The organism is Azospirillum halopraeferens DSM 3675, from assembly GCF_000429625.1.
Classification (GTDB): domain Bacteria; phylum Pseudomonadota; class Alphaproteobacteria; order Azospirillales; family Azospirillaceae; genus Azospirillum; species Azospirillum halopraeferens.
On sequence record NZ_AUCF01000044.1, the window covers coordinates 1 to 11,808 of the forward strand.

General features: G+C 72.1%; 11 protein-coding genes. 2 read left to right on the plus strand and 9 right to left on the minus strand.

Translation table 11 applies throughout. The annotated features are described in order from the left end of the window. From G472_RS0124165 to G472_RS0124205, 9 genes are all read right to left on the minus strand, one after another. On the minus strand, nucleotides 1-1,234 hold a 1,234-nt coding region (locus G472_RS0124165; RefSeq protein ID WP_029010439.1), incomplete at its 3' end, for a flagellin N-terminal helical domain-containing protein. Nucleotides 1,235-1,401: 167 nt separating this feature from the next. Beyond that, nucleotides 1,402-2,502, minus strand: coding sequence for a ketoacyl-ACP synthase III (locus tag G472_RS0124170; protein ID WP_029010440.1), 1,101 nt, complete (start codon nucleotides 2,500-2,502; stop codon nucleotides 1,402-1,404). Further along, the gene (locus G472_RS35350) at nucleotides 2,487-3,302 is read right to left on the minus strand and encodes an alpha/beta fold hydrolase (protein ID WP_245593570.1); all 816 of its coding nucleotides are present in this window, start codon (nucleotides 3,300-3,302) and stop codon (nucleotides 2,487-2,489) included. The genes G472_RS0124170 and G472_RS35350 overlap by 16 nt, the downstream gene beginning before the upstream one ends. Nucleotides 3,303-3,328: 26 nt before the next feature. Next, nucleotides 3,329-3,562 (minus strand): acyl carrier protein, encoded by a 234-nt coding sequence (locus G472_RS0124180; protein WP_029010441.1) that lies wholly within the window; start codon nucleotides 3,560-3,562, stop codon nucleotides 3,329-3,331. A 36-nt stretch (nucleotides 3,563-3,598) separates the two neighbouring features. After that, nucleotides 3,599-4,369, minus strand: a complete 771-nt coding sequence (locus tag G472_RS0124185; RefSeq protein ID WP_029010442.1) for a cytidylyltransferase domain-containing protein — start codon at nucleotides 4,367-4,369, stop codon at nucleotides 3,599-3,601. Continuing rightward, nucleotides 4,366-5,421, minus strand: a complete 1,056-nt coding sequence (pseI, locus tag G472_RS0124190) for a pseudaminic acid synthase (RefSeq protein ID WP_051341206.1) — start codon at nucleotides 5,419-5,421, stop codon at nucleotides 4,366-4,368. Before pseI ends, G472_RS0124185 begins: the two co-directional genes overlap by 4 nt. Then, nucleotides 5,418-6,995, minus strand: a complete 1,578-nt coding sequence (locus tag G472_RS35355) for a glycosyltransferase (RefSeq protein WP_051341207.1) — start codon at nucleotides 6,993-6,995, stop codon at nucleotides 5,418-5,420. The genes pseI and G472_RS35355 overlap by 4 nt, the downstream gene beginning before the upstream one ends. Further along, nucleotides 6,992-8,581 carry a glycosyltransferase family protein gene (locus G472_RS35360; protein ID WP_035693621.1) on the minus strand — a complete coding sequence of 530 codons (1,590 nt, stop codon included), beginning with the start codon at nucleotides 8,579-8,581 and terminating at the stop codon, nucleotides 6,992-6,994. The genes G472_RS35355 and G472_RS35360 overlap by 4 nt, the downstream gene beginning before the upstream one ends. 83 nt (nucleotides 8,582-8,664) lie before the next feature. After that, nucleotides 8,665-9,801, minus strand: a complete 1,137-nt coding sequence (locus G472_RS0124205) for an aromatic ring-hydroxylating oxygenase subunit alpha (protein ID WP_035693622.1) — start codon at nucleotides 9,799-9,801, stop codon at nucleotides 8,665-8,667. Between the two features lie 106 nt (nucleotides 9,802-9,907). Here G472_RS0124205 and G472_RS0124210 point away from each other — a divergent pair, with 106 nt between their 5' ends. Together G472_RS0124210 and G472_RS0124215 are read left to right on the plus strand one after the other, a co-directional pair. Beyond that, nucleotides 9,908-11,005 carry a 3-oxoacyl-ACP synthase III family protein gene (locus G472_RS0124210; RefSeq protein WP_029010445.1) on the plus strand — a complete coding sequence of 366 codons (1,098 nt, stop codon included), beginning with the start codon at nucleotides 9,908-9,910 and terminating at the stop codon, nucleotides 11,003-11,005. Between the two features lie 5 nt (nucleotides 11,006-11,010). Continuing rightward, nucleotides 11,011-11,796 (plus strand): SDR family NAD(P)-dependent oxidoreductase, encoded by a 786-nt coding sequence (locus G472_RS0124215; RefSeq protein WP_035693625.1) that lies wholly within the window; start codon nucleotides 11,011-11,013, stop codon nucleotides 11,794-11,796. Nucleotides 11,797-11,808 lie beyond the last annotated feature (12 nt).

Genomic DNA, 11,808 nt, shown 5'->3' on the forward strand with positions numbered 1-11,808 from the left:
TCGAGATGCCGTTGCCGCCGTTGGCCGCCTGCTCCAGCAGCTTGCGGTCCACGGTGAACGACACCACGGTGCCCGAGGCGAAGCTCTCCGAGATCTTCTTCGTCAGGGCGTTGGTGGCCGAGGCGCTGACCGTCATCTCGCGGGCCACGCCGGCCGTCGTCGCACCGGTCAGCGTCAGGGTGCCGCTGCCGCCCACCGTGACGTTGGCCACGTCGAAGCTGGTGCCCGACAGACGCCCGCCGCCCTGCAGGGCGTTGTTGATGGAGTCGCGCAGCGCCGTGGCGACGTTGGAGGTCGCGGTCTGGCCGATCGCCACGTCCGACGACGTGGCGGTGTAGGAGAAGGTCTGGCCTTCGACCGTCACCGAGAAGATGTCGCCCGCTTCGATCGTGCCACCGACGGTGACGTTGGTGACCTGCGCCACGCCGGACGTGGCGGTGGTCGACGTGGTCGCCGCGATCGTCTGTGAGTTGTCGAAGTAGGAGATGGTGCGCGACTCGTTGCCGTCGCTGACGATGAAGGAGCGAGTGCGGCCGGTGGCGCCGCGGACCTCGATGGACACGTCGGAGAAGTTGCCGAGCGAGGTGCTCTGCGTGCCCGACAGCTTCAGGCCGGTCAGGCCGTGCGCCATCTCGGCGTTGGAGATGTCGCCGGCGGTGCCTTCAATGGAGCCGTCGCCCTTCATGCGGATGCTGTAGGTGTCGGCCGACACCACGTTGGTCACGCGGGCATTGTCGACGCCCTGGATGGTGTTGACGGCGGCGCGCGACGCGCTGGTGGTGTCCAGGCGCATGCCGTTGCCGGACAGCAGGTTCTTGCCCTGGTAGCTGGAGTCCTCGGCCAGCTTGTCGATCTGCGCCTTCAGGCTGTTGAACTGCGCGGCCAGCGCCTTACGGGTGGCAACCGAACCGGCGTCGTTGCCCAGGGCCGAATAGGCGGCGGTGGTCAGACCGCGGGCCTGTTCGATCATGTCGTTGATCGCGGTGATGCCCTTGTCGGCCGCCTTGATGGTGCTGACCGCCTGGCCCATCTGATCCTTCAGGGCCGACAGGTCGCCGGCGCGCTGGGTCAGACCCTTGGCGGCGAAGAAGGCGGTCGGGCCGTCGAGGGCCGAATTGACCTTGTTGCCGGTGGAGAGGATCGTCTGCTTCTGCGAAATCTTGTCGTTCACGTTCTGCAGTTGCAGAAGGTTCGAACGCATCGACGAGCCGAGCGTGACGTCGTTCACGGCCATGGAAGTCACTCCTTTGGAGGTTCGCCTCGCTGCCGGAAGGATCCGACGGAGGGGGGACTAATTCCCCGCCAAAGGAATAGGCAAAAAGCATACCAGGTCGAATCTGCCGCCCGTTCGAGGCAATCCCTGCCCTCCGGGCACGCCCATCCGGAACCCGGTAAAAGTGACTAGGCAAATTTTGCCGGACACCCGGCAGAAAGTGCCTCTCCCCCGGCATCCGTTGCCGGGTCGGCAGAAACTGCCGCCCTCCCGTCGGCGTCGAGCACCAGCGTCGCGCAGGCGGCCAGCGGCCCCGCCGTAACCGTCGCACTGCCCCAGGACCAGCCCACCCCGAAGCCCGAAAGCAGCAACCGCAGGCTGCCACCGCCGGGGGGCGCCGCCAGTTCCTGCGTCAACGCCAGCGGGATGGAGGCGGAACTGGTGTTGCCATACCCGGCCAGCGCCAGGACGGTCTGCGCCGGGGTGGCGCCGATCTTGGCGGCGAGGTGGCGGATCATCTGGGCATTGGCCTGGTGCAGGACGACGCGGTCGACGTCCTGCACGCTCCAGCCCGCAAGGTCGAGCACGGTCCGCACGTTGCCCGGCACCTCCCGCAGGGTAAAGGCGAAGACCTGGGTTCCGTCCATGGTCAGGTGCGCGGGCGTGTCGGGCCGGCGCATGGCGCCGCCCGGCACCATCAGATAGGGCGCCCCCGCCCCGTCGGTGCCCAGCGCGAAGGCCATGGGTGGGGCGGCCGCGTCGGCCTCCAGCGCGGTGGCGGCCGCGGCATCCCCGAACAGCGGAGCCACCGCGCGGTCGCCGGGCTCCACCAGACGCGACGTGGTGTCGCCGGCCAGCAGCAGCGCCCGCCGCCCGCCCGCCGCCCGCAGCAGCGCCGACGCCGTCCACAACCCGTAGACATAGCCGGAACACCCCAGCCCCATGTCGAAGACGGCGGCACCCTTGCCCAGGCCGAGCGCCCGGTGCAGCAGGAAGCCGGTGCCCGGCAGGATGTGATCGTGGGTCTGCGACACCAGGATCAGCAGGTCGACGCTGCCGGCCTCCCACCCCAGCCGGTCCAGCAGGTGGCGGGCCGCCGCCAACGCCAGGTCGGAGGTGCACTGGTGCGGCGGCACGACGTGCCGGGCCGTGATGCCCGTCGCAGCGGCGATCCGCCGCGCCGTGTCCTCACCGAAGCGTGCGGCGAGGTCGTCGGTGGTCTCCCGCCGCTCCGGCACGCAGCTCACCACGCCGGCGAACCGCACCCCCTCGATCACCGACGCGACCATGGCTCCTCCTCTCCCGCTCGCCCCTCCGCCCCGGCCAGGAAGGCGCGCACCGCCGCCCCCACCGGTCCCGGGCATTCGCCGTGGAGCATGTGGCCGGCATCCTCGAAGACGTGAAGGCGTGCCCCCGGCGGCAGCCGGTCGGCCGGCGGCAGGGGGATCACACCGTCGCAGCGCCCCCACAGCACCTGAACGGGTGCCACCGCCGCCGTCCGCTCCAGCGGTTCCGGATCAGTGCGGAAGGAGGCGTCGATGATCCGCTCCAGCGCCGCCCGGCGCTCCGGCCGGACGGCGTTGGCGAGAAGCACGCGCGCCACGCCCGCCGCCAGCGGCGACGGCCCGGCGAACAGGCGCGCCGCACAGGCGTCCGCCTCCGCCGGCGTCCGCAGGCACGGCAGACGGCGCAACAACTCCCGGTCAAAGTCCGGCGACAGCCCGGCGGGGGCGATCAGCGACAGGGCGGCCACCCGGCCGGGCGCGGTCCGCGCCAGGGCCAGCGCCACGGCGCCCCCCATGGAGTGGCCGACCACATGGACGCGCGGCACGTCCAGGGCGTCGAGCACCTGCTCCAGCCACGGCGCAAAGCCGGCGACCCGGCCGTCGCCCACGTCCGGGGTCGACTGGCCGTGCCCCGGCAGATCCACGGCGATCACCGGTCGGTCGCCGGCCAGCGGCGTGACGGTGAATTGCCAGGTCAGCACGTCGCCGGCAAAGCCGTGCAGGAGCAGCACCGGCGTCCGCCCTTCCCGTCCCGGTGCGGCGGCGACCTCCAGGACCGACGCCGGACCACCGGGAATCGCCACGCAGCGGCGGCGAACGCGCCCGCGCGTCACGCGGGAACGGCGATGCCGGCCAGCGCCAGGAGGTCGGCGACGGTGCGGGCCCGGGCCAGCTTCTCACCCTCGACCACCAGGCCCAGCTTCTCGTCCACCAGTGCGATGAAGCTGATGACCGCCAGGGAGTCCCACCCTTCCAGCGTCTCCAGGGTCTCGTTTCCGGTCAGCGTGCCGGAGGGAAGCTCCAGCATCTCGTCAAGCGCCAGCAGAAAGTCTTTACCGTCCATCGTTCGTCTCCTGTCGGTGCCGGCGGCCGGACGGGGTCATCCCACCGTCCGCTGGCCGACATCGCGGTTTATGCCCGCCCATTCCGGGTGGTTGTGCATCAGGTTGCAACAATCCTGCCAGCCGAAATCGGGGGTGCCGGGCATCAGCGCCTCCAGCAGGCGGCTGACCAGGTCGAAATCCGCGGGTTCGTCGACGCACCAGCGCAGGGGCCGGGGGGGCCCTTCGGGCGCCAGCGGCTCGCCCAGTCGGAACCGGTCGGGGCGGCGGTAGAGGAACGGGGTGACGTGCTCACGCTCCGCCGGATCGGTGGCCTCGGCGGCGGCGGTGTCCAGCGCCGCGCGGGTGAACACCTCGGCGTCCAGCCCGCGGGGAAAGCGGGTCGTGTCGATGGCCACGTAATCGACCGGCGGAGTCCGCGCGCGACCCGCATGGAAGAGGGCCACCGCCCGGTCGACCAGGACGGGGTCGATCAGCGGGCAATCGGCGGTCACCCGGACCACCACGTCGGCGTCCGCCATCGCCGCCGCGCCGGCGAAACGGCCCAGCACGTCGGCCTCGTCGCCCCGGAACACCGCCACCCCCAGCCGGCCCGCCAGATCGGCCACCGGGTCGTCGTCGGGCCGGACGGTGGTGGCCAGCACCACCGCGTCGACGCTGCGGCAGCGGCGCAGCCGGTTCAGGTGGTGCGCCAGCAGCGGCGCTCCCGCCGCCTCCATCAGCACCTTGCCGGGCAGGCGGGTGGACCCGATGCGCGCCTGGGAGATGCAGACCACCCGCGGCCGCGCCGGCGCGGCATCCCGGCTCATTGCCCCGGCTCCGGCAGCAGCAGGTCCCAGCGCAGCGGTTCCCCCCGCCGCAGCGGCCGGGCGGCACGGCGGCCGAGCACCGCGGGAAGGTGTTTGGGTGCCAGCCCGAAACCGGGACGGATCGAGCGCACGGTGTCCGGCGTCAGCACCGCTCCCTGCGGCACGTCGGCCACCACGTAGAGCGAGCGGCGGTAGTCGCGCCCGCCCGCCTCGCTGGGCTCCAACCCATAGTTGACCCGGCCCAGCGCCACGCCCGCGGTGCGCACCGCCTCCACCATGGCCCTGAACTCCGCCGGTTCCAGCGAGAAGGCGGAATCGACACCGCCGTCGTCGCGCGACAGCACCAGGTGCTTTTCGATGATCGCCGCCCCCAGCGCCACCGCGGCCACCGGCACGGCAATCCCGCGGGTGTGATCGGACAGACCCGCGGGGACGCCGAACGCCTCCCCCAGGTGTGGGATGGTGCGCAGGTTGCAGTCCTCCGCCGGCGTCGGATAGCCGCTGACGCAGTGCAGCAGCGCCAGCGGCGCGCCTTCGGCGGCGTCGACCGCTTCGGCGATCTCGCCCAGCGTCGCCAGTCCCGTGGAGAGGATCAGCGGCCGTCCGGAACGGGCGGCCCGGCGGATCAGCGGCACGTCGATGATCTCGTAGGAGGCGATCTTGAACGCCGGCGCATCCAGGTGTTCCAGCAACTCCACCGCCGTGGGATCGAAGGGGGAGCTGAAGATGGTCAGGCCCAGCGACCGGGCATGGGCGAACAGGGGGGCGTGCCACTCCCACGGCGTGTGGGCCTCGCGGTAGAGGTCGTGCAGGGTGCGCCCGGCCCACAGCCCGCCGTCGAGCCGGAACCCCGGCCCGTCATGGTCGATGGTGATGGTGTCGGCGGTGTAGGTCTGCAGCTTGACGGCGTCCGCACCCGCGGTGTGGGCCGCCTCGATCAGGGCCAGCGCCCGCTTCAGGTCGCCGCCGTGGTTGCCCGACAGCTCGGCGATGACGTAGGGCGGATGGCCGGGGCCGATCGGGCGCCCGGCGATGGCGAAGCCCGCGGTCACGGGGCGTCCCCCGCCATCATGGCGTGCGCCTCTTCGCAGTAGGACAGCAGGCGGGCCACGCTGTGGCGGCGGTCCACCGTGTCCGCGAACCGCCGGCGGGCCAGCGCTGCCCGGTCCGCACGGAACGCCGGGTCGGCGAACAGGGCGGCGGCCCGCTCCACATAGGCGGCGGCATCGGGGACGGCCATGTCCGGACCCGCCACGCCGGCCACGTCGCCGAACGCGGTCGTGACCACCGGCACCCCGTCGGCCATGGCGATGGCGGCGCTGCCCCCGCCACCCTGGCGGGGTGGATTGAGGAGGGCGCCGCAACGGGCGTACAAGGCGCGGATGTCATCCACGTGGCCGAGCGCCCGCAGGCGGCCGGCATGGCGCGAGGCGGCGAGTCGCCCGGCCAGCTCCGGCGCCTCGCCGGCGAAGGCGACGGCGGCGCCGGGGCAGCGATCCAGGATGGCCTCCACCAGCCCCAGGAACGCCGGATCGGCCTCGTGGTCCAGGCGGGTGCCGACCACGGCGAATAGGAAGGACGCCTCACCCGGATCCGGCACGGCTGCCGCACCGTCGGTCGGGGGCAGCGTATACCCGAAGGAGAACGGACGGAACCGCGCCGCGAAAGGCGCGCGATAGAGGGGGGACAGGCCGGCGGTGGGGTCCTTGTCGTCGAATCCCAGCACCAGGTGCGCCAGCGACGTGGTCAGGCCCGAGGTGGTGGGCACGCAGACCACCGGGCGCGCCCCGGCGCGGGCGTACAAGTCCGCGGCCAGGTTGTTGCCGCCGAAGGCGATCACCACGTCGGGGTCCAGCTCGTCGATGCAGCCGGTGACGGCGTGCAGCTTCGCCTCGTCGAAGGCGCGGCCGGTGAAGGAGGCCATGCGCACGGTCCGCCCCCACATCTCGATGTTGGCAGCGCCCTCGTAGCGATCCTCCACCGTGGCGACCAGCGGCGGAATGAACAGCGCCTCGACGCGCAGCGGCATCAGGTTGGCGTTGACGATCATGGCGTCGAGCCCGCCCTCCGCCCCCAGCCGGTGGGCGAAGTCGAAGACGTCCCGCGACGGCTGGTGGCGGGTGCCGAGGAACTGGTTGGTCACCAGCACGACGCGCCGCACCGGCCCCGGCCGGGGTGCCCGCCGGGAGGGCACGATACCCCAGCGGACGGCGACCGCATCGACCAGCGCCTCGTAGAAGCGGAACAGATCACAGGGACCGAAGGCCGCGGCCTTGCCGGACAACGCGGCACCCAGAAACACCTGACGGGTCATGCACCAGTAGACGTAGTGCATCAGCGCCGGCGACACGCTGTCCCGCCCCAGGTGCAGGTAATGCAGGATGCGTTCGTAGTCGTAGAGATCCCCGGTCAGGTGGAACAGGACCGAATGCAGGCGGATGGTGTCGCCGGTCGGCGCCCGGTCGCGCAGCCGGTCCGCCAGTTCCACCCGCTCCGCCTGATCGAGCGCGGCTCGGATGCGGTCGCAGGCTTCGGTGAAGCGGTTCAGCGCATCCGCGTCGAACTGGCGCGCCGTGAGGAACGGCGTCAGGGTCGCGAAGGCGTCGGCGACGGCGGTGGACGTCATGGAGCGGGCTCCCCTGCGGCCGACAGGGTGCGCGCCTCTTCGGCGCAGCGCAGCAGCCGGTCGATGGAATGGCGGCGGTCGACGACCGTGGCGAAGCGGTCGCGCGCCGCCTCGGCCTCGGCGGCGCGCAGGGCCGGATCGGCGCACAGGGCCGCGGCGCGGGCGACGTAGGCGGCGGCGTCCGCCACCTGCCAGCGCGGCCCGGTGACGCTGGCCACATCGCCGCCGGGGAAGGTGACCACCGGCACCCCTTCGGCCAGGGCGTAGGCGGCGCTGGCGCCGCCACCCTGGCGGCGCGGGTTCAGCAGCGCGCCGCAGCGGCGGTAGAAGGCGCGGATGTCCGGGATGTGGCCCGTGCTGAGCAGCCGCCCGGCGTGGCGGGAGGCGGCGAGCCGCGCCGGCAGGTCGCGGACCGGGCCGGCGAAGGCGACGACGGCGCCGGGGCAGCGGTCCAACACCGCTTCCGCCAGCGCCAGGAAGGCGTCGTCCGCCTCCTGGTCCAGGCGGGTGCCGACAACGGCGAAGACGAAGGCGCCGGGGGGAAGCCCGGGGTCGCCGGTCGCCCCGGCGTCGGTGGGCGGCAGCGTGTAGCCGAAGCTGAACGGCCGGAAGCGGCGGGCGAAGGGCGCGCGGTAGAGGGCGGGAATGTCTGCGGTGTAGTCGTGCTCGTCGAATCCCAGCAGGATATCGGCCAGCGACATGGTGATGCCCGAGGTGGTGGGCACGCAGACGACCGGCCGGGCCCCGGCGACGGCGAAGAGGTCGCAGACGATGTTGGTGCCGCCGAAGGCGATCAGCACGTCGGGATCGTACTCGTCGATGATGGAGACGATGTCGGCCACCTTGGCCCGGTCGAACGCGCGCCCGGTGAACGAGGCCGTCTTGACGCGGTGCCCGAACATCTCCATCAGGCGCACGCCCTCGTAGCGCTCGACCATCTCCACCACCATGGGGGGGATGAACAGGTTCTCGATGCGCAGCGGCATGAGGTTGGCGTTGATGATCGCCACCTCCAGCCCGTGCTCATCCTGCAGGCGCCGGGCGATGTCGAAGGCGTCGCGGGTGGGCTGGTGCCCTTCGCCGGTGAACTGGTTGGTCACCACCGCCACCCGCCGGATCGGCCCCGGCCGCGGCGCCCGGCGCGCCGGCGTCAGCGACCAGCGCCGCGCCAGCGTGCCCACCATAGCCCGGTAGAACCGGAACAGGTCGCAGGGCACGAAGGCCGCCGCCTTGTCGGCCGCCGCCATTCCCATGAAGATCTGCCGTTGCAGACACCAGAACGTGTAGTGCAGCAGCTCCGGCGCCACGTCCTCCATCCCGAACAGCAGGTAATGCAGGATGCGTTCGTAGTGGTAGAGGTCGCCGGTGAGCTGGAACAGGACGGAATGGACGCGGATGGTGTCGCCGATGGGCGGGTCGCGGCGCAACGCGTCGGCGAGCGCCACGCGGGTGTCGAGGTCCAGGTCCCGGCGCAGGCGGTCACACAGCGCGGCGAAGCGCGCCACCCGGTCGGCATCGAAGTCGCGCGCTGTCAGGTGGTCCAGCAGTTCCGCCACCGCCGCGCGCGCCGCCGGGTCGGACGGCATGGGGTATCGAACCGCATCAGTCATAAACCACCCGCCGCCTTTGACACGCCTGCATCGTCCCGTGGTAGACCCGCGTTGGTTAACTATCCCATAATACTGTAGTCATCCCGGTCCATGCGGTCCAGCCATGCGGCGTGAAAGGTGTGGATTCGCGCCTCGTTGCGTCCGGGCACCGCCGGACGCCGGGCCTGGACGATGCCCCGCTGGACGGTTTCGCTGACCGCGCGATCCTCCTCCAGCACCCGCAGGTTGATGGCGCGCAGCGAGTCCTCCACATGGCGGCGGACCGGGCCGTCGCGCCGCTCCGCAGCGGCCAGGAACAGGCGAAAGCGCAGATCGCAGCGCCCCGGAGCCACGGGGTCATAGGTCTGCACGCTCAGCATCGCCCCGTGGGTGATGCCCAGCGCCAGATTGGGGAAGATGGTGATGTTGTCGTAGTCGCGGTGCCGGTCGGTGGTCCGCAGCCCCAGATGACGGACGATGCCGTTCCAGTAGCGCACGCCGGTGTCGGACAGGGCGGCGACGCCGCGCGAGTGGGGCGGCTGCGACTCGATGTCCCACGTCCCCCTGAAGAAGGGCTTGAAGGTCTCCGGATGGACGGAGGCGACGTGGTAGACCTCCAGCACGCTCTCCACCCCGATCTTCCAGTCCGCCGCCCAGGGCACGGTCTGATCGTCGAAGCGGTCGGGGAAGGCGGCCGAGACGTGGTCCAGCAGCGGGCCGTACGCCCCCAGGTGCTCGTCCAGGCCGGCGCCGCCCGGTTCCAGCCGCACGAAGACGAAGCGGCCGCGCACCGCCACCTCGAAGCGGTCCAGCGCCAGCGCCCGGCGGCGCTCCCGATCGAAGCCGAAATGCTCGTCGTTGCCGGGAATGCCGACCGGCACGCCGTCGGCGTTGTAGAGCCAGCCGTGGTAGGGGCAGACCAGCCGCCGGTTGCCGCAGGCCGCCGTCTGAAGCCGGGCGAAGCGGTGGGAGCACACGTTGTGCAGAGCCCGCAGGGCGCCGCGGAAGTTCTGCACGACCACCGAGGTACCGGCCAGTTCCGCCGTGATGAAGTCGTCGTCGTCCCGCAGGTCGTCGGTGAAACCGGCGAACAGCCAGGACCGCCGGAAGAGGCGGGTCACCTCGTCCCGGTGGACCGCCGGATCGTGATAGGCGCGGGGCGGAATGATGCGCTCCGGCAGGACGACCGGCACCGCCGGCTCGCTCTCGTCAACCATTTGATCATGCTGCCGCGTCTAGCATCGGGAACGCGTCCCTGGTACGCCTTCCGGGACGGGGTTTCAAGAAGACCGGGTGCCGCGGCCCCGGCGAGCGGAGGAGTCCATGGTCAAGGCCGTCGTCGACGGGGTGCGCATCGCCGGTTTCCGCGCCGCGGTGCCGGTCGACCGCCATTCCTTCCTGGAAGATCCCGCCCCCTTCACGGCGGAGGAGGCGGCCAAGCTGTGCGCCGCCACCGGGGTGCGGGAACGGCGCATCCTGCCGCCGCACCTGTGCGCCTCCGACCTCTGCGTCGCCGCGGCGGAAGGGCTGCTGGAGCAGCTCGGCTGGCAGCCGGAGAGCGTGGACGTGCTGGTCTTCGTATCCCAGGACGCCGACTACAACCTGCCGGCCACCGCCTGCGTGATGCAGAACCGGCTGGGCCTGTCCACCGCCGCGGCCTGTTTCGACGTCAACCTCGGCTGTTCCGGCTTCGTCTACGGCACCTGGATCGCGGCGCGTCTGCTGTCGGGCATCGTCGCGGAGCCGGGGCGCGGCCGCGCCCTGGTGCTGTGCGGCGACACCTCGTCGCGCCATCTGCGCCCGGACGACCGGGCCACGCTGCCGCTGTTCGGCGACGCCGGCTCCGCCACGGCGCTGGAGGCGGACGCGGCGGCACCGCGCCTGCACGTGGTGGCGGGCACCGACGGCAGCGGTGCGGCCCACATCCGCATCAAGGCCGGCGGCCGGCGCCACACCCTGGTGCCGCCCCTCCACCCCCGCACGCCGGAAGAAGAGGCACGGCTGTTCGCCGAGTCCCGCCTCTCCCTCAACGGCGCCGAGGTGTTCGGCTTCACGCTGAAGGCCGTGCCGCCCCTGGTCAAGGAGGCGCTGGAGCACGCCGGCACCACCGCCGGGGCCATCGACGTCTGCGTCCTGCACCAGGCCAACAAGTTCATGCTGGACCATCTGCGCAAGAAGACGGGCTTCCCGGAGGACCGTTTCCTGGTGGACATGGCGGAGTTCGGCAACACCTCCTCCGCCTCCATCCCGCTGGCGATCAGCCACCGCCTGTCCGCCTCCCTGGCCGAAGGGCCGCGCCGGCTGCTGATGGCCGGCTTCGGGGTGGGTTGGTCATGGGGCGCCCTGGTGGCCGAGGTGGGCCCCATCCCGCCGCCGGCGGTGGTCGAGATCCCGGCCACCCGGCCGCCGATGACGGTGTGACGTCCATGGGTGCCGCCATCGTCAACCCCGCCATCCTCAACCCGATGGAGATGACCGGCCGCCACGTGCTGGTGACCGGCGCTTCGTCGGGCATCGGCCGGGCCTCCGCGCGGCTGCTGGCCGGGCTGGGGGCGCGGGTGACCCTGAACGGGCGCGACGCGGCGCGCCTGGAGGAGTCCCTGGCCGATCTGCCCGGCTCCGGCCACGCCGCCAGCCCCTTCGACCTGACCGACCTGGACGCCGTGCCCGCCCGCGTCCGGGCGGTGGCGGAGGCCGGCGGGCCGCTGGATGGGCTGGCCCACTGCGCCGGGGTGCAGGAGACGCGGCCGATCCGGTCGTTCGATCGCGCCCTCTACGACCGGATCATGGACGCCAATCTGGGCAGCGCCCTGGCGCTGGCCCGCGGCCTGCGGCAGAAGGGCGTCCATGCGGAGCGCGCGGCGCTCGTTTATGTCTCGTCCATCGCCGGGCAGATCGGCACGCCCGGCAACGTCGTGTACGCCGCCAGCAAGGGCGGCGTGCAGGCGGCCACCAAGGGGCTGGCCCTGGAACTGCTGCGCGACGGCATCCGCGTCAACTGCGTCGTCCCGGCGCTGGTGGAGACGGAACTGGTGCGCCAGGCCCGCCGCAAGCTGACGGAGGAGCAATTCGCGCGGATGACCGAGCGCCAGCCCATGGGTCTGGGACGGCCCGAGGATGTGGCTGCCGCCATCGCCTTCCTGCTGTCCGACGCGGCGCGCTGGATCACCGGCGCGCTGCTGCCGGTGGACGGCGGCGCGCTGGCCTGCTGAGAAAGGACCCGC